Source organism: Paenibacillus baimaensis (assembly GCF_025567575.1).
The window spans coordinates 50,447-72,904 of record NZ_JAOQIO010000069.1 but is presented as its reverse complement, the minus strand read 5'-3'; the positions used below and the strand labels follow the sequence as shown (position 1 = coordinate 72,904).

Genomic DNA, 22,458 nt, shown 5'->3' with positions numbered 1-22,458 from the left:
TTTGTTATATTTTTCTGTTGGAAGCTCTTCTTATTCACACAGCAGAAGTTGTACCCGTGTTTGCTTCGGAAATTGTTACAACGACTTCACCGGCCCGCACAGGTTCCAGCAAGCGAAGCTGCAGCCGATATAAGGTATCTCCCCATATAGACTGCATTCTGGCATCACTGACCGTGATCGTCTCCACCACAGCTTGCAGTCGATTGGCTGTATACTGAATCCATACCCGTTCGCCGTGCTCATTCATTAGCTCGATGCGTCCATCCTCTAACAGCTGTGGCATTGGAAGCAGCAAGCCGTTAAACACCACATCAGCTGATGCCTCTTTCAATTCGAAACTATCCTTGATCTCAGCATAAGCCTGATCTCCTGGTGTCCGATGCAAAGTGATGCTTCGTTTCCAGAATTCGATCCCCGCCGACTCAGGATATGCAGGTGTAAGATTCAAGGATAAGCTGGCTGCTGAATCTGTGTTCACGTATTCGACGTCGGTCGCCCTGTAGGCCTCACCATCCTGCTGCTCCACACCATTCACAGTCGGTAAGCTGTGGTAGCCTGATTGCATTGTCCAGATCTCGTATCTCCGCTCGCTGAAGGTTTTGGCTGTGTAGCTTTCTGTGCCTGCATCAATGAAAAACGGATGTCCGTTGAAGTAAATGATATAATGTCCGACATCATTATGGTTATGGTTCTCATCGTTGTGACCACCTTTGGCTGCGAGATACAGCCCAGCCGAGCTCCCCTCATGCTCCCTTGCGACAAAAATATGGGTATCCTTCAGCCATACATCCCGTTCAAAGGGTGCCACTGCCCGCTGCCCTGTAAGCTCGGTATAATTCGTGAACTCCCCCAGTATCCTCGTACATGAAAAAATCCGTTCACGCGTAATACCATTAGCCTGGAAGGTATACGCACCGAGCGCACTCATTTGTGAATCATCAATTCTTTTTCCATAACGATATACCACATCAGCAGACAGACTCAGCCGAGCGTCGCCATCGGCAAAGTTAACAAAATCGTTACCGGCAATATGCACCCGATAAATATATTTGCCCATTTCCTGCACAAGCGGCTCCTTGTAAAAATCGATGCGTCCTGCTGACCCTTCATATAGAAGCTCCAAACAATCGAACAGGGATGCGCCTGCCCGCCCCCAATAACCCGGCCCTTCATCACAGCCACCGTCAGGATGATAGATCCCCATAAAGCTGTCGAGACTTTGCATGCCTTTCGCTACAGCACGGCTCCTGACTGACACGTCCTCCTCCAATATGAGAAAAGCTGCCAAACAATTGGAATGAATCCATGGATTCCAGTTGTTGACGCGTTTCGGCGTATAGCCCATCCACCAGAAATCCTCGCGTTCCAAATAAGGTTCAAAAATACGCCTGTTCATCTCATAACGAATACGCTTCAGAATCATCGGACTTTCCGCTTGCAGCTTGTCTTTAAACAAGTATGTCGCCCAGGCAAGTAAACCACCGGTATCCGCGGCAAATAAATCGATCACCTGCTCCGTGACATCAGGCAGCGAATAACCATCACTCTGGGAGGACAGCGTCATATGAGCGGGAATCACCCAATACGATTCCTCACATAAGCACCACAATCCATTCATGATTTGCTCGAAGAATCGGCCCTGACCCTCGACACATTCTCCGAACAGCAGATCGCCCAATACTCTTCTTCTTTCAAAATAAGCCTCTTCATAATGCGTACGATTGCCATTACGCACATAATCCATATAACGAACGGCTGGAAGTGCCGGCCATGTATAATCCAATCGCTCCTCCGCCCAGCCTATCCAGGTCGCACGTGCCTCCTGCGGGAGCTTCTCCCAGAACTCACGCTCTGCAGCTTTTGGGTACGGGTGGAACTGCTGCGCTGATACCAATAGCTCACTCAAATTATGCTCTTTTGCAAATTGATCAAACATCCCATATCATCTCCTTCTAAGGTATAGAATGGACTTGCTTCAAGCCCATCATACACCTTTCAAAGGAGAAGAACTACATCTTCTAGTAGGATGAATACCTTATTAGTTCTTAGCAGCTGCCTCCAGCCAGTCATGGTAAAAAGCAGCCACACTACCGTACCGATCTTTTCGATCCGCAGAGGCAGCCTTGCAAGCAATCCGATACAGTGTTTCAGACGCCAGCCAATCCTTCGAGTCCCGACTGCCCTCATCAGCCAAAAAGACGAATGCGGCAGCACCCATTGTGAACACGTTAGTAAGGTGGTCAATCCGGCTTCCCTTCACGAATTCCTCCGGTGCCATAAACCGACTTGAGCCATATAAACGATCCATCTCCAGTGTAAAAGCACCTTGTGCGTAGCAATCCAAATCGCACAAGTGCAGCTCATCCCGATCGAAATCGTAAATCATACTGCCGTCATAAAAATCTACCGCAACAAAACCCTCACTCTCCAGATAGGTGTGTACTTCATATACTGCCGATAAAGCAGCAATTATCTTGTGTACAGGCAGCTGCCTGAATCGGTAGTGTGGCGATTGCGGCGAGCTTCTACCCTCTTTGCCCGGGAATTCCGGTGTTCCGAGCACCTCACCGTCTACCCATTCATACACAAGAGCAAAACCTTCAGAGGTATGGATCGAATTGAGCAGCTTGGGGAGCCGCGGATGCGCAACAGCGCGATGAAGTCGTTCCACATTTTGCATAAAAGCAATAGCTTCAGCTCGTTCCGCATATTTGACGAACCAGCGTTGACCCATAGCCTCGATACCATAGGAAATACATCCCGAGTCCTGGTGGTTGAATACTTTAAATATTTGACCTGCTTCCAACAACAACGCTGTGATATTACCATCATATAGGCTTATTTTCAGCAGAACGTTTTCTTCTGACATATGAGCCCTCCTCCATATTTCGCATCCCTCTGACACGCAGCACCACTTCGATGTAGTCAACTGGCTTCATCCACGCTATAAGATTCCTATAGATCAGTTGGTTCCTTTCGCCTGAACCAGATAATAAAAGCTGATCGTTTTCAATCCTTGTTGACCTCGGTTCAGATCAAACTGGCGACTAATTCCTTCTAGGCAGTTTACTCGCACGAATTGATTGAAGTCCTCGGTTTGCCCGAATCCGATGATTTGGAGCACATCCTCCACTGTTGGCAGGTACGTCGTTTCGCGCAATCTACGAATAGAGAGCACATCGAGCTTGCTTTGTGAAAGCATGAGGTTGATTTTATCCAGAATCGGTGTTCCTTGCTGCGGTGGCGCAAACAGTCCAGGAAAATAGCTCCCCAGCTCGATACTTTCACCATTTCCATCGCCAGGATGCAAAGACAGGACATCACCTCCCGGCTTGAGAATTCGATTTGCTTCGGGATACCAGCTGGTTGGACCTTTCTTGGTATAAGCAAGATCAAATTCATTTTCCTTGAAGGGCAAGCCATCGTGGGTATTTCCCAGAACAAATGAGACGTTCGGTTCACGGTTCTGTTCCGCTGTATGTAAAAAGCCCTCCGTCATATCATAACCAACGACCTCCGCAGCCTGACTCGCCCATTGATTCGCAAAAGCTCCATGACCGCAACCTACCTCGAGAACCTTACCGCGCACCAGCTTCGCCAGCTTCTCACTGAAGATATCTTCCGCGGCCTGCCCTTCAACGATCGTTGTCCACGGATACTCGTATTTACCTGTCTGCCCAGCAAGTCGATTGCACCAGGCTAGCGTTTGTCCCCGCAGCCATTCAGGGTGCTGTGTAATATCAGGAAACATATTGAGTTTCACCTCTCCAATTTAGGTTTATGTTACTAACCTTTCATATATTTAATTGTTATATTAACCGTACACACGGTGGATGACCTCTTCAAAGTCTGGCTCCTCCATGTGCACGTCCTCGATAACACCCCAGGCACTCATGGCCTGAAGCACCTCCATCGCTGTTGTTTCCTGCCGATTGCAGGCTACGGACATCATTCGCGAATCAATCATCTGAATCTGAAAAGGAGGTGTGTGGGCTGATGGCTGTTTAATCGCTTCACGAAACGTTATTTTCATCCGCGTCGGAAGCCCGATTCTACCCCTCAGCTGCTCCAGCGTTCCATCATAGATCGCCTGACCATGATTAATAACGATGACTCGGCTGCACAGCTGCTCAATATCGTCCATATCGTGTGTGGTTAGCAAAATCGTTTTGTTCAATTCCCGATTTAACAGCCGCAGGTGCTCACGAATTTGCTTTTTGGCGAGAACATCCAATCCGATCGTCGGTTCATCCAGAAACAATAATTCGGGGTCGTGGAGCAGAGACGCCGCCAGATCAGCCCGCATTCGCTGGCCAAGGGACAGCTTCCGTACCGGTGTGTCGAGAAAATCGCGCAGATTCAAGACCTCACTCAGCTTACCCAACTGGCGTCTGTATGCTGGTTTACCGATCTTATACAGCGATGCGAGGATCTCGAACGAATCCTTGACCGGAAGATCCCACCACAGCTGAGTACGCTGACCAAACACCACCCCGAGCTGCCTGACCAGTTCCATCCGATTCTTTTGCGGACTGCGTCCGTTAATCGTTACTTCACCTGAGGTGGGATGCAAAATGCCGCAGAGCATTTTGATCGTGGTCGATTTCCCTGCCCCGTTTGGCCCGATATAACCGACAAATTCACCTTTTGGAATCTCGAAGCTGATATCCTTCACCGCCTCAACCAAGCGGTAATCCCGTGTAAGTAAAGTTCTTAGCCCCTGCAATCGACCTTGCTTGACGACAGGGATTCGGAACGTTTTGTGCAAGCTTTTGGCAATAATCATAGGTCTCCTCCTTTTAAAAATCCGATAAATCCGTCTGTCAGGTACCCGTGCTTTGATAATGAGAAATGCCGTACCGCCACAACCGCAGCGCCGCAAGCAGCAGCAGAATCGCTACCAATAAGGTAACCACCACTACCCAAGGTCCCTGCTCACCACGAATTACGTACAGCGATGGTACATAAGCAGTAAAGCCCATCGGTACAATCGTCAGTAGAACGACGCGCATCCATTGCGGATAAATAGTTAGGGGATACTGCCCGGCAATCGTGCCTGCATTGTCTGTGATCCGTTGTAAATCATCGATCCGATGCGTCCAGAAGCCTACTGCCGCTGTCGCCAAGCCGATCGAAAACGTAATCATCGTCCCGCTCGCCACAACCACGCAGGTTAACGGGATCGCCCACCAGGTCACCTGCCCGCTCGCCATCAGATGATGGAGACAAACACTAACCAGAATCAAGCCAAGAATCAGCTCACCGAGCATCGGGCGAAAATTCCGTGTCATTAGCACCAGCAGCACGGGCGCTGGACGAATCAGCAGGCTATCGAGCAACCCCTGCACCAAATATTTTTCGAACCCGTTGACTTCAGAGGCCAATATCCGGTAAAAGGCTCTGGTGAACATCATGATGGTAAACAGATACCCAATCTCGTACACGCCCCAGCCTTGAATACCATTGAACCGATAAATGACGGTGGCCACAGTAAGAAATTCCAGAGAGAACATGAATAACGCCATCATCGAGGAAAAAATAAAATTGAATTTATACTGCATTTGCCCGCGAAGGCTTGCTCCCGCCATCCGGGCATACAGTTGTATCCAGCTCATCCGCCCTGCACCTCCACCTTACGACGCATCGTATGAGTCATAAGTATCGCTGCAGTTGTTAACAAGCAGCACCAGATCAGGGAATCGCCGAGAACCGTAACCGGATCCAATTCAAGATAAATTCGCGTCGGATAATATTGCAGACAAGGGTAAGGGGAGAGCAAGCTTATGGTCTTAAGCCAACCGGGCAGCCAGGCTACAGGAATGAAAAAACCGGAGAGCAGCATATTCAGTGCATGATGCACATGCCATAGCCAACGTGACTCAGTGGTCCATAAGGCTGTGATTCCAACCAAGTAGGAAATACATAGGGCGATATAAGCGGATAGCATGAGGGCTATGAGGGTCCACAGCCAGGTTAGCGGATGCTGAGGAATTTGAATCTGCAGAAAAATAACATAGATGAGATAGATCGGGACGGTACTGTAGAGAAACTGATAGATCAACTGTCCCCACTCCCGGCTGAGTAAATACCAGAAGAACGGCATTGGCTTCATCAGCTCGTGAGCGATCTGTCCCGTTCGAACCATACCTTCAATTCCCAAACCTGCTGTCGGGAATAAAATCCAGATACAGGCTTGATTGAATGCAATATAGCTGAGCATACCCTGCAGCCCGTATTCGCCAAGTGATTGGTCATGGCTGATACCAGCCCAGATCGACATGTATACGTATCCGATCGCGACACTGGCGAGCATGCGAAGCAAGTGCGCTTTCCGGTACTGCAGTTGATTTAGATAACCTTTGCGGGCTAACGTTAAGGAAAACATGAGCACCTCCAGCTCTTTTCGTTCTGAGATCTGCTTGCAAACTTACGATCTAATCGAAGCAACATGTAAAATATAAAGTAAAATGGAAAAAAAGACTAGACTGTTTCTTTTCCGTGTGTTATTCTAATATTATAGACAGCGATTACAGTTCTATTTCTAGTTGAACTTTGAAAAAAATCAACTCTAGTTAAAATTTACCTACGGGGCCATTGTGCGTCGTTTATTTTAGTTTTATGGCACTTTAAGTTTAAAATCGTTAAGCAATTCAATTACTATCCACCTTTGGGGTACTGCTCCAAAGGTTTTTTTCGTACATTTATCTACTACACTCATCTGCAATGAGATATGATGATTTCACCAGAAGCACAGTGAAACGCCGGGAGCGATCCGTTATAATGGTTAACAGAAGGAGGAGATACATAATGGGAGAACCTTTAAAAGCCATGTACAATGAACAGTTTTTGCGCAGCTTTAGTGAGAAAGTACGTACTGTATACGAGGCTTTCCATACAGAAGGTTTCATTGCTGCGGCGATTGACGATACATGGGATGGGCTGGAGTTGAAAGCCCGTATGCGGCGGATTACCCAGACGCTTGGGGCGCATCTGCCGGAACGGTACGAAGAAGCGCTGGAGATCCTGTTTGCAATCGACGAGACCTGTGTCGGTTTTCCGTATTTATTCTTTCCCGATTTCGTGGAGGTGTACGGTCAGGCGGAGGAGCACTGGGCGCTTTCCATGAAAGCACTGGAACGCTTTACGCCAAAATCATCAGCGGAGTTTGCCGTAAGACCGTTCCTGCTTCGTGAACCCCAGAAAATGATGGCTCAAATGGAGGTATGGTCCGAGTCTCCGAATGAGCATGTAAGGCGGCTTGCTAGCGAGGGCTGTCGGCCACGTCTGCCGTGGGGACAAGCACTCCCGATGTTCAAACGCGACCCGGCTCCAGTGCTGCGGGTGTTGGAGCTGCTAAAAGCAGACCCTTCGCTTTATGTGCGCAAAAGCGTTGCCAATAACCTGAACGACATCGCCAAGGATCATCCCTCCGTTGTACTCGATACCGCCCGACGCTGGAGGGGCGTCGATCCGAATACGGACTGGATTGTACGGCACGGCTGCAGGACTTTGATTCGTAAAGCAGATCCCGAGGTGATGACACTTTTTGGATATGCGGAAGCGTCAGAATCCGAGGCACTTACAAGCAGCGAAGCATTCGCAGCAGCACCCTCTGTGCTGTCAATCGGTGGAGTCTGCGAGCTGCGGTACGAGCTGCGGATCCGGGAAGGCGAACCCGCTCATGTCCGTATTGAATACGGAATCGATTTTGTAAAGGCTAGCGGCCGCAGCTCACGCAAAGCGTTCCTGCTGTCGGATAAAACAGTGCCTGGCGGCACCTTGCTGAACGGCACTCGAACTCACCGTTGGTCGGACCTTACAACCCGTCGTCATTATCCGGGGGAGCACCGGATTGCCCTGCTGGTGAATGGACGCGAGGTCGCTTTTACGATAATCCAGTTGGAACAGAACTAACCTATTGATCCCATGCCGATGATTCATTTTCGACACCGAGCTTGCGACTCCTGTTAGATTGGAAAGCATGGAGATCAGCAGTATAATACAAGGATAACATCCCATTCGCTTAGGCTTGCTCAGATTAAACCGTTAGAGGAATTGCGTGGTGGACGAGAAAGACTGTAACGTATAGAATCCGGCAGCTGGAAAAGCAATATCAATTGCAAATCGTTCAAAAGGTAGGCAAGAACATCAAGTTCACCTCAGAAGGCAAACATCTTGTTGACTACGCCAGAAAATCGTTGCAAGAGGACCAACGGTTTAAAGAATTCATTATTAACTTAAAGAGCGAGGTTCAGGGAACGCTGCGGCTTGGGGTTTCCAGCCATTTTACACAATACAGGCTTGCGCCGATTCTTCAACAGTTTCTTAAGCTATATCCCAAAACCGAAATATTTCTCAATACGAGCACGAACCAGGAGATCTTTCAGGCTCTCGAAAACGGCGTCCTTCATGTCGGTATTGTCAGAGGAGAGTTCAACTGGATTAATCAAAAATATTTGATGAGTGAAGACCCTTTTTATATCATTTCCAAAAATGAAATCGACCTGGAGCAGCTGGTCACACATGGGCTCGGTTATTCCATCGTTTATCAATCTGGTTAATGAATTTATCAACCATATCAAATCGTTAAATCTTCATGAATTGATAGGCCGCAATCATGAAAAAGAGACAAAAGGATGATGATCAACATCGCTTCTGTCTCTTTTTTGTTCATGCTATAAGCTGCTCATAAATGCACCTTTGGCTGTATCGAATTGATGTTCTTCGATATAGCGATATACAAGCTCCATAAGGTGTCCTCATCTCCGTATTTCCTGGAAGAAGCATATACGCGCAGTCTGCTTTGTCGTGATACCCCTCCATGTAATGATTCGTAACATGATATTTGTACCCATTTTTAATTATGCGTTTTCATTACCTTTTACACCTGAATAAATATAGTGATTTCTATTGAATACAATAGCTTCTTCTTCTTTACTGAACCCGATCTTCTCTGCCACACGAATAGATGCAATATTTCCCGGGGCTATGATGCTGATCAATCTGCTCAAACCAATTTGGTAAAACCCATACTCCTTGCAAGCTAATGCCGCCTCCGATGCATACCCTTTTGACCAATGCCCCTTGCTGATGTGGTAACCAATCTCAATTTCTGTTTTATCGTTTATTTGCTGTTTAACAAGACCACAGTCGCCAATACATCCGTCGGTCTCCTTCAAGCATACAGCCCAAAGTCCAAACCCATCCTTATCGTATCTCGTCATATTTCTCGAAATCCATTGTTGGGTTTGATCAAAACTAAAGTGAGAGGGATAAAACTTCATCGTTTCCGGGTCTGAAAACATGGGGTGCAGCGCATGAATATCCTCATTTATATAATGTCTTAAGTATAGTCTGGACGTTTCAAGTATCATCATGGTTTCCTCTCCTATATACAGAATCCAGCTATTGATTGCCTTGCCGCTGTTTGTTGTGACTGTTCTGAATCTCAACTTCCGGTTAGCCTGCTCATGAACTGGAAAAAGCCGCAGTAATCGCGGCCGAATTGTGTTTTGAACATGGTTACGATAGGGAACTCCCGTTAATACTGAGTTGTGACGCACATTGTGGTTGTCGGGCCCACGTAGCGTTTCTACTTGGGTGTATCTGGCCCAGGGCAACCTCACCTTGTTTTACGGATACAGCACACCCTTTCCACCCACACTTTTCAAATAGTCGTACATATTACGACGCTCCCAGATCTTAGCCGCATCCAGGGCGGTAAATTGTTTGGGAATATATCTTTTTTTCTCGTTAACCCAATACTCCCCATATGGGGCCAGCCTATCAAGATCTGCTCCGGCTTTGACAAGCACCTGCAGGGTTTCCATGTTGTTTTCATCTATCGCATGAATAAGAGGTGTTTGTGCGTTCCATGAATAATTCACATCGGCCCCTTTGTCAATCAACAATTGAACCAGCTTCGTGTTTGCATTCTTGGCAACCGCCCAGGACAATCCAGCGAAGATACCCTTATAGCTTTGATCCGATGGGCTTAGATGCTCAAGGATAATACTGGCCACTTCGACGTTTCCTCCGTAAATAACTTCATATATCACAGGAAAGTTCGAGGTGTTGTCGGGATCCTTCGGGTCAATTTTTACCCGGACGTCAACACTAGCGCCTTTATCCAACAAAAGCTTGACGATATCCGGACGGTTTTTGCGGACAGCGATCTCCAGAAAGGACAGTTCAATCTTAACACCAGGCACACGTGCAATCGAGTCAGGAGACATCCCATCCTCCAGTGCAGCTCGCACTTTATCTGTTTCCCCGTTAATAATCGCTAGCATGGCCGTATTTTTTTCTTCCTTAGTGTGCGTTTTTTTCTGGACTTGCACAGGCTTGATCGGCTCTTCTTGAACTTCAGATTTAGAAAAATGATTCCAAGCCACAAATAAAATGATGACTACTACAATAAGGCCAGCTAAGTGCTTAATCGTCAACAACTCCTAACACAATCGAAAATAGTTAAATGCTATCCGTTTATACTCCGCAAAGATTGTATTATACATTTGACCACAAGTAAATAATAATCCATCCCTAATCTAAATAATGATCGACCGATCCTTTCATGGTTAGGCACTACTATCTCCCCGTTTATGAACTCGACTTGAGCATTTCTATAAAATCCGACAGTGCGTGTGACATCCATTTTTTCGGGTGAATAACCATGTGCAGGTCCAATCGGATGTCGGGATGTGCAAATGGAAGGACTACTAATTCCCCTCTCTGTATCTCTTCTTCAGCTGCCATTCTCGGCAATAGGGAAATACCCGAACCAACCCTAACACATCTTTTAATAGCTTCGGGGTTGCCTAATTCCAATCCAATTCGATACGAAATTCCATGTGTCCGCAGTACCTTTTCCAGCATAATCCGGTAATTGCAGCTATCCTCTGCCATAATCCACTCAACACCATTTAGCTGCTCCAACTGTATGTTACTAAGTGCAGCTAACGGATGATTCGGATTGGCGATCAGCACCAGAGGTTCTTCTTTAATCTTGATCCACCCGAGCGTTGGATCTGACGGTTTATTTTCCAGGATAAGCCCGATATCGACTTCGCCTTCCCTTATTTTGTTTATAATAAGTGCTTCACGATCAGGCTGAAGTCGAATGGCTAGATCAGGGTATTGCAGTCGAATGTGCTGAATCCAAGGTGGAAGAAAATATGAAGCCAATGAATCAATCGTTCCGATTGAAAGAGTCCCCCCTCCTTGCTTGGCCAGCTTTTCCTTAGACTCCTGATATAGTTCAAGCATCTGAACAGCGATCTTCAGCAGCTCCTCCCCAGCCGAAGTCAGACGAAGCCCTCTGCCATAACGTTCAAATAGCTTGACTTCATAAGTCTTTTCTAATTTCTGAATCTGCATGGTCACACTGGATTGTGCATACCCAAGCTCTTCCGCTGCCCGGGTAAAGCTTTGACGTACCGCTACTTCCCTGAAGGTTTGCAAATAGATAAGCTCCATCATATCCCCCACACATCAATATTATTGATACCATCTATCACTTATTATAGATAACTATGATGCAATATTCCATGGTAAAGTAAATTCACGAAAGAAAAACAGGAGGAATCGTTATGTTGAAAGAAACAGATGTAAAAGGCATTTATGTACCCGTTATAGCCCCGTTCACTGGGAGTGAAGAGTTAGATCTGGATTCGTATCGGAATTACATGGGGAAGCTGTTGGCACACGATATTCAAGGGTTGGTTATTAACGGTACTACCGGCGAAGCACCGACGGTTACGTGGGAAGAGGTTGCCCAGCTCGTACAGACGACACAGGCATGTATGCAGCAGAAACGAATACCCATTGTCATCGGCACAGGAACGAATAGCACCGTTTCTACAGTGAAACGAACAGAACTGGCAGGGTTATTAGGCGCAGATGCTGTTCTCGTTGTGACGCCCTACTATAGTCGACCTTCGCAAGAGGGCATTCTTGAACATTATCGGAGGGTGGCACAGGTTGGAGTACCGATTATTGCCTACGAGGTCCCTTCCCGTACTGGAGTTCGGTTAACCACGGATACGATAAGAAAAATTATGGATTTGAACGGGGTTATCGGTTTAAAAGATAGCTCAGGCGGCATTGAGCTCATCTCGGAGTTGACACGTCATGATACGAAGCCGATTCTTTGTGGGGAAGACCTTTATTTCCACGCCATGTTAAGTCAGGGGGCGAGTGGTGGTATGCTGGCCTCAGCAAATGTCATTCCAGAAGCTTTAATCCATGTCTTTCGTCTTGCCAGCAATGGTAACTTTATTCAAGCCAAACAGGCATTCGATCTACTGGTCCCGTTGATTCGAGGTCTTTTTCAGGAATCGAATCCCTCACCTATAAAATGGATACTTGCCCGACATGGTATCATCTCATCTGACACCCTGCGTTTACCGATGGGGCCGATTTCTAATCAATTACAGCTGGAATTGGAGCAGATAATACCGAAATCCGGTTACTAATAGCGTTCTCTACCAATTAAAATAAATAAGCTGCCTCGCGGCAGCTTTTCTTATAATTCCTGAGATAATCGCACCATGTCTCTACAGGGGATGCCGTTTTCAAAAATTTCTTCCGCATAGTGTCTGACAAAAAAATCCCTATCAATGCCAATCATTCTAAACCCACATTTTTGGTATAGCGCCAGCTGTCCGATCCCAGAGTTGCCCGTGCCAACCTCGATTGTTCTATATCCCTGTAATTTAGCGTTATGAATGGCGTGGTGGACTAACTGTTTTCCTATTCCTCTGCTTTGATGATCCTCATGGACGGCTATATTCACCAGTTCAATGGTATTAGGTCTTGTTGGCAGTAATACATAAACAGCGATAACAGCTTCGCCCAGTTCTGCCACATAACATTGCCCTCGTTCCAAATATTCTCTAACAATCCGTTCAGAGGGGTCTGCTAATAATAGCAAATCCATGGGGGGTGATTCATTAGGACCTAACATGCGGATTTCCATTGATGTACTCCTTTATAAATGACCGAGTGCTATTTATGCTATACCATCAATCATCATATGGCAATCAGAATCGATAAACGCTGTTGTTGCGGTCATGCTGCCGGATAATTATCTTCATCAAAGTAAGCCGATACCTTTATTTAATAGCCCCCGTCGTCATTCCATCCTCAAAATACTTTTGCAGGGACAAGTAGGCGATAACCACTGGAAGACTAATTAATACTAAAGATGCAAAGATCTTACCAATATCCACCGAATATTCGCCGGTAAAAAATTGCGGTGCCTGCGTAATCGTCTGCATGGTGTCCTTACGCATGAAGACAAGCGCCAAAAAGTATTCGTTCCACGAATTCAAGAAACCCCAGATGATCACTACAACAGACATTGGCTTGCATAATGGAGCGATAATAAACAGCAGCGTTTTAAAAGAACCGCAGCCGTCAATTCGCGCGGCGTCCATCAGTTGATTAGGTAGATCATCCATGAAGTTTTTGGCGAGCAGCAGGGTAAATGGCAGCGTAAAGGCGCAGATCGGACCGATCAATGCCAAATAATTGTTGAATAGTCCAAGGCTTTTCACAATTAGAAATAGCGGGACGATCAGCGCAATTGAAGGGATCATCAAGCCCATTAAAATAAGGTTCATTAAAGTGCCTTTAACCGGTAGCTCCAGCTTGGAGAATGCATAAGCAGCTAATATCGTGACACAGAACACGATCGCAATCGTGCTGGCCGATACGATCAGGCTGTTTAGAAAAAATCTTGGGATCGCCGGATGGGTTAGCACAGCGATATAATTCCCTATCCCTTCTCCCTGCAAAGAAACCATCATCATAATGACAAGGGGAGTTGCAAAAATCGCGGCGATAACAGTTAGTATAATTTGATTCAGAACGGTCGTCGCCTTATTGGATTTTGTTGACATAAGCTCCTCCTAATATTTTCGTTAAGAAAACTTACTTCCTAAGCGATACTATGGGTTGCGATAGGCCCGCAATTGAATAACCGTGATAAGTAAAGCAATCACTAGCAGGATCATCGCTAACGCGGAGGAATACCCTGCGTTGTACTCAAGTATAGCTTTTTTGTAAATATACGTTGAGATCATTTCTGATGCCCGCCCTGGACCACCGCCGGTCGTCAAATACACGTAATCGAATTGTTTTAAGGAACCGATAACACCCAGAATGATTAACGAAAAATGCGTCGAACGCAGGAGCGGGAACGTAATCCCGATCACCGTGCGCAGTGGGCCCGCTCCATCGATTTTCGCGGCTTCATACAATTCTTTATCAATGAGCGATAAGGCCGCATAATACATCACAAAGCTGAATCCGGTCCATGCCCATATATTGATGGCAATGATAGAATAAAGTGCAATATCGGGATCTGCCAGCCAGGCAAGCGCCATGAAATCCAGTCCTAAAGCGTGAAGCATATGGTTTAAATTCCCGTCGTTCGCATCGTAAATGTGTCTGAACACATAAGCGACCACGGAGTGGGATAATACCACCGGAAGGAAAAAAATCGTTTTATATACGGATTTTAATTTCACATTCGTTTTCAGCAGCAGAGCGATAAAAAGACCGAGAACCATCTGGATGAACAAGGTCAGCACCATATAAATAAACGTATTTTTCATCGCCTGATAAAATATCGGGTCCGTAAACAGCTCCACATAGTTATCCAATCCGATAAATAGTTTATTTTCCACGCTAATTCCATTCCATTTATAAAAGCTGGTGATTAGTGTATCGAATAATGAGTAATAGATGAACACACCCAAGAAGATAAGAATCGGCAGGATGTATAACACATTCAGCCACTTATTAAACCGCAAGCTCATACGGATTGAACCTCCTTCCATAAACAAAACTTCACAGACCATCCAGACATCGGTTGAAGGTCTGCGAAGAAATATAATTTGCACCTTTTTTATCCTACCTATTTTTTTATCTTATCGGAGGCCGTTTGTACGTTCTTCATCCCTTCTTCCGGTGTGGCTTTGCCGGTTGCAATCATAGCTAGCGCATCTCCGAGAGCTGTTTTCAATTCGGGATACAGGAATTCCCGTTTACCGATAGCATTTTCAAGATCCTTCATTTGCTGTTTCATATTTGCCTTCTGGCGGTCGGTACCAATATCTGCATCATTGATCTGAATTCCTTTAATTGAAGGGATCTGCATGACGTCGGCGTTCATCTTTTGCGCCTCTTCTGATACCATCCATTTCACAAATTTCCAAGCTGCCTCTTTCTTCTTGCTTTCCTTAGTGATGGCCAGTGAGACATCCGGACCGCCGAAGAGGCTGCCTGGTTTGCCATCTCCGTTCAAATCCGGGAACGGAGCTGCCAAAAACTCATAGTCGGTAGTCAAGCCATATTTCTTTTTGTCATTCGCGGAGATAGTCTTTGTCATTCTGGTATCGTGCCAAGTGCCGAGCATAATCATGGCCGTTTCGCCTTTAGCGAATTTGTCAGATGCATCCGGATAAACGCTGAGACCATACGCACCATTTTGCATAATTCCATTTTGGAACATATCCTTCCAAGTCGTTGCCGCTTTCACAAGATCACCGTCTGTCCATTTGACTTTGCCCGCTTCGGCTTCGTAAATTTTACCCGGAGCGAATTCATTAGCTATCGCAATGAACATATCAAAATTTTGCCAAGCATCTTTGGCGCCTTGAATAAACGGAGCATTGATCCCTTTAGATGGAGCTACTTTCACATATTCCACCCATTCAGCATACGTGGTTGGTGGTTTCAATCCTGCCTTCTCCAAGAGGGTATTGTTATAAAAGAGGTAACCTGCCGCACTATTAAAGAATGGAAGTGCAGGCGTTTTGCTGCCCGCTAACAATTGCTTCAGACCTAAATCGTAGAACCGATTCTGCCAGTCATTCCCCCATTCTTTGACAGCGTATGGAGTAAGATCCTCGCTAAACTCCGTGTATTCTTTGGCCATCGCGCCAGCCTGAATACCGAATACATCAACCTCATCTCCTGATACCATCGCCAATTTCAGTGTTTTGACATAATCGTTATACTCATAACGCTTGTAATTAACCTTAACTTCGGACTGTGAGGCATTAAACTTGTCTACGAACGGTTTGGCTTTGTTCTCATCCGGATTCCACGACCACCAATTGATCGTAACCGGAGCTGCTGATTTGGCCTCCGGGGCTTTCGATGTCGCCGGAGCAGAACTCGTATTTCCACCGCTGCACGCAGTGAGCAGCATAGAGGTAAAGAGCGTAGTGGATGCGATTAAACCTATTCTTTTTTTCATGTTCAAAACCCCTTTTTATGATTTATGCAAATAATATATCGGTAAAGAAATAATACGGACCTGGCGTTTTGGTGTTTTTCTGCGCTACAGGAAGAACATACACTTCTAAAGGATGCTCCCCTTTTAGCACCTCGATTTCGAGCTGATGCTTCCCCTTCGGCAGTTGGATCTCCGCGAATTTCGACTCTAAAGCCCGATGAAATGCAGGCATGAATGCAGTTTCATTCTCATCATCGATAATGAGCTCTCCATTCAAATGAGCCTTTACAGGATTAGCAGTTGCTACGATAAGCCGCAGCGCTTTGTCACCCGGGTTGATCATTGTCGTAACTGCACGATAAATTCCAGGTTGGTCCGTCTGTAACGCTTCCGCGAAGCGAAGCCGATTCCCTGGGAAAATCGCTGAAGCCTCTAAGGAACCTTCCGGACCGGATACCTTCCAATGCGTTGCGCACAATAGGTTTAGATTCAGCGTCTCTTTGTTCCAATAGTTGTTGTCATGATAGCGCAAAACTTGAAAAGTAAGCGTGTAAGCAGGTTTAAGCTCATGGTTCGAGGTAATGTTTGTTTTCCAGGAGAGTTCCTGATCCGGCTTGATCATGAATGGCTCCTCCTTATTTCCGATCCAACCATCCGGTATATCCAGCTTTAGGTAACCCTCCCACAATTCCTTCGAGCGATTTATTATTGTGAAAGTTATTTCCTTTTGCTGCTGCTTACCGATAGCAGGCCCTTCATCTCCATAGTTGACGATCACTTCAAGCCCTAAATTGCTCCGTGTACCTTTGGGTAGCAGATAACGATCGGTGTGAAAGCTGTGGTTCCAGAGCCAATTTGGATCATAATGATCAAGCAATCCCTCCTTGAGTGCAGTAGGAGTCTGTTTAGTGAATTCCAATGGAATTTCCCACACGGCGGCGACTTCTTTACCGACCTTAAAGGTTCGGCTCGTTAATTCATCCAATGTCAAAGGAACGTTGAACCCGACAATAGGAGCATTAACCGCAATGCGGTCACCCACCGGCTTAAGCCAGCGCTCTGGAAGATTCTCCGGTCCCAAAATGATACCGAGAATGGCACCTAATGTCGCTCCCGTACAGTCGGTATCATACCCACAGTTCACAGCTTTCAGAATGGCGTCCTCAAAGTCTTCTCCATATAGCCATCCCAGAATGGTGAAAGCAATGTTTTGCGGGGCATCCGTGAAATTGGGGTTCCCGTGGTACTTCAAGATCAATTCTCTGGCTTCAACCCACGTTTTCCCTTCTTTATGCCACACAAGCAAATCCTTAACCGCTAAAGCTGTCCGACAATCGACCGGCATGTAGGTAAGTCCGATATTAATGAGCCGATCTCTGTCGTTTTCAAAAAATGCAGCGCTTTCAATCGCAGCAAAAAACATCTCGCCGTACACACCTTCCCCCCCAGCATGATCGACAATAGCATCCTGATACGCGTAATAAGCTGCTACACCTGGGCATCCGGGAGCTATCATTGCCCAAATTTCAGAACGTATAGGTGAACCCATACAGTTGGTAAACGGATTGTTAAACCACCCTGCAATCGGTGGGACAAGTCCTCTTCGCAAATTAGCTAACGCGTAGCCATACTCGTCAAAAGGAAAAAACACATGCTCCATCCATTCTTGACCCAGCTCCACGGATGTCAATCGTGCCCCGTATTGTTCCAGTGCATGCAGCCAAACGATTTGAAGATCCAAATCATCGTTAGGTAGCGGACCTTCCGACAACTCAGTGTAGTAGGTTAAATCCAGCAGCTCCATTTTCCCCTCGACCGGATATCCAAGCGTACCACCTATATTTTTACCTAACCATCCCCCATAAATTTTACGGTAATAATCCGTTTCATTCAGTCGACTCGTTCCCATTTGGTTTGCCTCCATGTTTGTAATATAGACTCAATTTATCAGCATCGTTAGCAAACCGCCATTGACGATTTTAATGTTTCACAAAAACTTTGTAAGCGTTCTATACAGGCAGCTTCTCCTGTTGGTAGAAAAAAAAGCAGGCCTATGTTACCATCAACCTACGATAATTTAACAAGGAAGGCAGGCGATGATGTTGAAATACTACACGCTCTCCCGATTATCCGCAATCGATGTCAAATGGACCAATTCATTCCGTGTGAATGAATTATTTAACGCGCATCATTACAACCCTTACTACCAGTTAATAATGGTTTCAGAAGGACCGATATACATACAGGTGGAGGATGAAAAATTCATTTTGGAAGCAGGGGAAACGTTCCTGTTGAATCCGTGGGAACGTCATTGGGGGTGGAAAATTCCTGAGGGGCCCTCCACTTTTTACTGGGTTCAGTTTTCATCTACGTCCCCCTTAACGGAATTAAATACCCAGACAAAACCTATTAGCGATTATAAAATTTTACATGCCGAAAAGAACGAACTCAGAACGGTTGAAAATAAAGATTCCGATCAGCTTCTGATCCCGCGTCGTTTTAAACCAAGCCCTCGCTATAAATTACTTGGTATTTTTGAAGAACTTGTTAATGAATTAAAAAAACCAATCGGCTATTTTAAGTTTCGGATGACTACGCATTTTTGTAAAATACTGGAGATTATTTCTACAGATCTGCTTGAACAGCATTTTAAAGATTTGACGTTACCAACCTCTTATCACATTTATAGACAGCTGCTTAATTTTATCCACGATTTTTATCAGACCGATCTTACTAAAGAAGTTATTGAAAAAAGGTTGAGTCGTAGTTACGAATATTTGAGCCAGGTATTTAAAAAACACTCCGGGATGACAATTACTCATTATATTCATCAATTACAGATTCAACGGGCTAAGCATTTATTAGACGAAAGCCAAATTCCCATTCAGGAAATCGCTAAGGAGATCGGCATCGCAGACCCCTTTTATTTCAGTAAAATATTCAAAAAATTAGTGGGCATTCCCCCTTCCACATACAGAGAGAACAGACTTTCGGAAGGCCGTACTTTCCTTGGTGAGGACATGCAAAAGGGACTAACCCCTCCGAGAGAATCGGAATATAGGATAGCCCCTGGTTCAACACTTTTATGATTACTTCTTTCACACTGGCGTCTCCAACGGACGACAATATATTTTGGAATGAATGTATCCAAGTTGGAGATGGAATCCGCCCATTTTGCGGCCTAATGGGAAGCATATTTGTATATGACCATAGTGGGGCCTTATTCGATGATGCAGGGATCTGAAATATATTAAAGCTAATTGTACTCATAATATCCATCTCCCCTTAACGAAAGACTGTATATCATCCATACAATGTAAATGCCTAAAATTATATGCAATCAACTTATTCGTTTAGTTCGATAATAGTTTAGTCATCTTGAAATTAACTAAATTAACGCCATTGCGTTCAACAACCTGCAATTGTATGGTTTGATATCCTTGACGTTCGAAAAAGGGCTTTGCCGTGATACTTGCCTCCGTATCCATTTCAGTGAGCCCTAATTTTCTTGCATCTGCTTCAATTGTATTCATCAAAGCAACGGCTATTCCTTGCCCCTGATAATCTTTATGTATATACAGTCTATCCAAGTGACCCTCGGGGGTCATATCAGCAAACCCGACGATCTCACCATTAATTTCCGCAACGTATGTGATGTTGTGACTCAAAGAAACTTTCCAATTCGCAATCTTAGCGATTTTTTCACCTTTTGGTGCCCATGCTTGAAGCTGATCTGCTGAATAATCCCGTGCGTTTATGGTATGTACGGTTTCGTAAAATAATGTAACGATCTGATTGATATCGGAATCTTGGAACTTTCTTATTTTCATCAAAGAGTGACTCCTTGCTATTTTCAATGACTTAGATACACCTTATCACCAACATGAATCTTCCCCACCTGTGCTACAGAAGCATATACGCCAAAGTTCAAATTCATCTCCTCATTTACTTTCCTCAAAAGAGAAGTATCATGCTTCAGCGTATCAGGATCAATCGTAATCATGGAACAACGGCGACAATACTTATCTACTTGTAAATGTGTATCGCCCACGACTAACCGCTTTCCAATCCAGTCGCTTTCATCGATTGATTCGTCATCTAAGGCCACAATGAAGTTCGCTCTAAACCGACGCAAATCTAATCTCTTGCCCCAGATCTCTTCAAGCTTACGTAATGAGGTTGTTGTGACAATCAGAATACTGCTCGCATCAACAGCCAAGAGGTCGGACTTTTGGGGATCATATCTTTGCATCGTTATCTTTTTCTTGGACAACCTTTGTATTTCATCCAGCAATGCTTCATTCCATGTAAAATTCCGCCCAAACGGCGAGGTTACATGAATATTAGGAAACTCATTTTCCGATCCCTCACCCATGAGCTCCGCCTTATAACCCAGCATTTCAGGGATGCTTCTTGCAGTAATAAAGCTATCCCATCCTTCCTTGGTTTCATCTATAAAAGCATAACAGCGGTCGCCATACAATCCGTATCTCTCGATTGTGCCGCTCTCTAAACGTTCACCTGCGAATGACTTTACTGGAAATCGATGGATTTCACGGAGTTCACCAATACAAGATGCTGCCAATGTTAACGCCTCTTTCCCTAGCATGAATATAGCTATGCAATTAAGAATAAACAAATTGTTATAATTTAACAACAATAATTGAAAAGCACATTAAAAAACAGTTCATTAAAACGGAACTTTATCTTGAACTCCCTTCAAATCAATCCTATCATCAAATAGAATGAAATTATAAAATATTCGGATTCATCTAATCGATAGGGGAAAAACAGCCGCGGTGGTCTCTAAACTGTGATCCGAGTCTGCTTATTACCTACATATAAAAGCTTCCTAAACCCATTATAATGGGTCTGGAAGCTTGAAGGACTAGCATGATTACAATTTAATAAGCGATTGCTCAACAGCTTTCAGTGTATCGCGTACATCCACAGCCGAATGCTCTGTCGATACGTACCACAAACCGCTGGTGCGGACAAGTACGCCTGCCTCCAGCATTAATTCGGCAAACCTTGAATATTGGGCCGCATCGCGCTTATTAAAAGCGTCGAAGTCCTCCACCTGCTGTTCATGAGTAAACATCATATGAAATACAGGTCCGAGTTGATTCACGACGCCCGGAATTTGATGCAAAGCAAGCAGCTCGCGAATCCCGCTGGCCAAATCCGTACCGGTCTGTTCCAGCTTGATGTAGTATTGCTCTTCTTCACGAGAAAGCTCTGTTATCGTCGCCAGTGCGGCGGCTGTCGCCAATCCATTACCGTTTAAGGTCCCCAGGTGACTGACCTTACCCTGATCAATCTGTTCAAGCAGCTCCCTCGAACCAGCAACGCCGCTAATTGCAATACCACAGCCCATCGCTTTGCCGATAGTAACAAGATCCGGCATGAGGCCGAATCGACCGTGCGCTCCACCCAATCCGACACGGAAGCCCGTGATGACCTCATCGAGAATCATCACGATGCCAAGCTCCTGTGTCAGTGCACGCATGTGCTCCAGATAACCAGGCTTGGGCATAAGGCAGCCTGAATTGCACATAACCGGCTCAGAAATGACTGCGGCAATTTCGTGCTGTTGCTGCCTGAGCACCAATTCCAGAGCTTCAGCATCATTCCATGGCAGCAGTATGATATCCTCCAGACTGTTTTCGCTTTGCCCTTCGGTTCCAGGCGGTGTAAGATTCTCTGCCTTGTTAGCTAGAGTATGCATATCGGGACTTGGGAATGAGGTGAAAATACTGTCCGACCAGCCGTGATAATGACCGTGAAAACGAACGATTTTCCGTTTACCGTTATATGCTCGTGCAAGCCGAAGGGCCAGCATTACGGCTTCCGTTCCCGAGCCGCTAAGTGCAACCTTGTCCGCGCAGGGTAATATTTGTGTCAGCCTTTTGGCCAACTGAATTTCCCCGTCATGCTGCAATCCGTAGGCTATGCCGCGCTGTGAAGCATCATTCACGCTGGCAATCAGGGCAGGATGCGCATGACCAAGTATAAGCGGACCGTAGGCAAGCAAATAGTCGATATAGGTGTTTCCGTCCACATCGATAATTCGGGAGCCGGATGCATTTTCAACAAACAGCGGTACAGGCTTCATAGCAGCACGCAATGAGCTGGCCACCCCGCCAGCCAAAAATTGCTTGGACTCGTTAAATTTTTGTGACGATTTATCCGTTATATATGGATTCAAGCCG

At 45.6% G+C, this 22,458-nt stretch carries 21 protein-coding genes; 4 read left to right on the top strand and 17 right to left on the bottom strand.

All coding sequences use genetic code 11. From position 1 onward, the window contains the following. Positions 1-34 precede the first annotated feature (34 nt). The 6 genes from OB236_RS17210 to OB236_RS17185 all read right to left on the bottom strand — a co-directional run bounded on the left by OB236_RS17210 (position 35) and on the right by OB236_RS17185 (position 6,385). Entirely contained in the window at positions 35-1,936 is a 1,902-nt protein-coding gene (locus OB236_RS17210; RefSeq protein ID WP_262685098.1) for a heparinase II/III-family protein, read from the bottom strand. 102 nt (positions 1,937-2,038) lie between these two features. Beyond that, positions 2,039-2,869, bottom strand: coding sequence for a protein kinase family protein (locus OB236_RS17205; protein ID WP_262685097.1), 831 nt, complete (start codon positions 2,867-2,869; stop codon positions 2,039-2,041). Positions 2,870-2,962: 93 nt separating this feature from the next. Continuing rightward, complete coding sequence (locus OB236_RS17200) at positions 2,963-3,751, bottom strand: class I SAM-dependent methyltransferase (protein ID WP_262685096.1); 789 nt, start codon at positions 3,749-3,751, stop codon at positions 2,963-2,965. Between the two features lie 63 nt (positions 3,752-3,814). Beyond that, positions 3,815-4,786, bottom strand: coding sequence for an ABC transporter ATP-binding protein (locus tag OB236_RS17195; protein WP_262685095.1), 972 nt, complete (start codon positions 4,784-4,786; stop codon positions 3,815-3,817). A gap of 37 nt (positions 4,787-4,823) precedes the next feature. Next, positions 4,824-5,615: an ABC transporter permease gene (locus tag OB236_RS17190; RefSeq protein WP_262685093.1), complete on the bottom strand. Its 792-nt coding sequence runs from the start codon at positions 5,613-5,615 to the stop codon at positions 4,824-4,826. Beyond that, a complete protein-coding gene (locus tag OB236_RS17185; RefSeq protein ID WP_262685091.1) occupies positions 5,612-6,385 on the bottom strand; it encodes an ABC transporter permease in 774 nt (257 codons plus the stop codon). The genes OB236_RS17190 and OB236_RS17185 overlap by 4 nt, the downstream gene beginning before the upstream one ends. A 422-nt stretch (positions 6,386-6,807) precedes the next feature. Between OB236_RS17185 and OB236_RS17180 the strand changes: the two genes are divergently transcribed. Both OB236_RS17180 and OB236_RS17175 read left to right on the top strand, forming a co-directional pair. Beyond that, positions 6,808-7,914 carry a DNA alkylation repair protein gene (locus OB236_RS17180; protein ID WP_262685090.1) on the top strand — a complete coding sequence of 369 codons (1,107 nt, stop codon included), beginning with the start codon at positions 6,808-6,810 and terminating at the stop codon, positions 7,912-7,914. A 203-nt stretch (positions 7,915-8,117) separates the two neighbouring features. After that, complete coding sequence (locus OB236_RS17175; protein WP_262685089.1) at positions 8,118-8,561, top strand: LysR family transcriptional regulator; 444 nt, start codon at positions 8,118-8,120, stop codon at positions 8,559-8,561. A gap of 300 nt (positions 8,562-8,861) precedes the next feature. Here the strand turns inward: OB236_RS17175 and OB236_RS17170 are convergent, their stop codons facing one another. The 3 genes from OB236_RS17170 to OB236_RS17160 all read right to left on the bottom strand — a co-directional run bounded on the left by OB236_RS17170 (position 8,862) and on the right by OB236_RS17160 (position 11,475). After that, positions 8,862-9,377, bottom strand: coding sequence for a GNAT family N-acetyltransferase (locus OB236_RS17170; protein WP_262685088.1), 516 nt, complete (start codon positions 9,375-9,377; stop codon positions 8,862-8,864). A gap of 255 nt (positions 9,378-9,632) precedes the next feature. Next, entirely contained in the window at positions 9,633-10,445 is an 813-nt protein-coding gene (locus tag OB236_RS17165; protein WP_262685087.1) for an ankyrin repeat domain-containing protein, read from the bottom strand. Between the two features lie 154 nt (positions 10,446-10,599). Beyond that, entirely contained in the window at positions 10,600-11,475 is an 876-nt protein-coding gene (locus OB236_RS17160) for a LysR family transcriptional regulator (protein ID WP_262685086.1), read from the bottom strand. Positions 11,476-11,588: 113 nt separating this feature from the next. Between OB236_RS17160 and dapA the strand changes: the two genes are divergently transcribed. Then, entirely contained in the window at positions 11,589-12,473 is an 885-nt protein-coding gene (gene dapA, locus OB236_RS17155; RefSeq protein ID WP_262685085.1) for a 4-hydroxy-tetrahydrodipicolinate synthase, read from the top strand. A gap of 50 nt (positions 12,474-12,523) precedes the next feature. On the opposite strand, the gene OB236_RS17150 is transcribed toward dapA, so the two are convergent. The 5 genes from OB236_RS17150 to OB236_RS17130 all read right to left on the bottom strand — a co-directional run bounded on the left by OB236_RS17150 (position 12,524) and on the right by OB236_RS17130 (position 18,155). Continuing rightward, on the bottom strand, positions 12,524-12,976 hold the full coding sequence (locus OB236_RS17150; RefSeq protein WP_262685084.1) for a GNAT family N-acetyltransferase: 453 nt from the start codon (positions 12,974-12,976) through the stop codon (positions 12,524-12,526). A 136-nt stretch (positions 12,977-13,112) separates the two neighbouring features. After that, positions 13,113-13,901, bottom strand: coding sequence for a carbohydrate ABC transporter permease (locus OB236_RS17145; RefSeq protein WP_262685083.1), 789 nt, complete (start codon positions 13,899-13,901; stop codon positions 13,113-13,115). A gap of 48 nt (positions 13,902-13,949) precedes the next feature. Further along, positions 13,950-14,822, bottom strand: a complete 873-nt coding sequence (locus tag OB236_RS17140) for a carbohydrate ABC transporter permease (RefSeq protein ID WP_262685082.1) — start codon at positions 14,820-14,822, stop codon at positions 13,950-13,952. Positions 14,823-14,920: 98 nt separating this feature from the next. Then, entirely contained in the window at positions 14,921-16,267 is a 1,347-nt protein-coding gene (locus OB236_RS17135) for an ABC transporter substrate-binding protein (RefSeq protein WP_262685081.1), read from the bottom strand. 22 nt (positions 16,268-16,289) lie between these two features. Continuing rightward, the gene (locus OB236_RS17130) at positions 16,290-18,155 is read right to left on the bottom strand and encodes an ADP-ribosylglycohydrolase family protein (RefSeq protein ID WP_262685080.1); all 1,866 of its coding nucleotides are present in this window, start codon (positions 18,153-18,155) and stop codon (positions 16,290-16,292) included. Positions 18,156-18,342: 187 nt separating this feature from the next. Between OB236_RS17130 and OB236_RS17125 the strand changes: the two genes are divergently transcribed. Next, positions 18,343-19,335: an AraC family transcriptional regulator gene (locus OB236_RS17125; protein WP_262685079.1), complete on the top strand. Its 993-nt coding sequence runs from the start codon at positions 18,343-18,345 to the stop codon at positions 19,333-19,335. Between the two features lie 264 nt (positions 19,336-19,599). Here OB236_RS17125 and OB236_RS17120 read toward each other — a convergent pair whose 3' ends face one another. The 3 genes from OB236_RS17120 to OB236_RS17110 form a co-directional block, all read right to left on the bottom strand. Continuing rightward, a complete protein-coding gene (locus tag OB236_RS17120) occupies positions 19,600-20,076 on the bottom strand; it encodes a GNAT family N-acetyltransferase (RefSeq protein WP_262685078.1) in 477 nt (158 codons plus the stop codon). A 23-nt stretch (positions 20,077-20,099) separates the two neighbouring features. Continuing rightward, on the bottom strand, positions 20,100-20,831 hold the full coding sequence (locus OB236_RS17115; RefSeq protein ID WP_262685077.1) for an MOSC domain-containing protein: 732 nt from the start codon (positions 20,829-20,831) through the stop codon (positions 20,100-20,102). A 312-nt stretch (positions 20,832-21,143) separates the two neighbouring features. After that, complete coding sequence (locus OB236_RS17110) at positions 21,144-22,454, bottom strand: aspartate aminotransferase family protein (RefSeq protein WP_262685076.1); 1,311 nt, start codon at positions 22,452-22,454, stop codon at positions 21,144-21,146. Positions 22,455-22,458 lie beyond the last annotated feature (4 nt).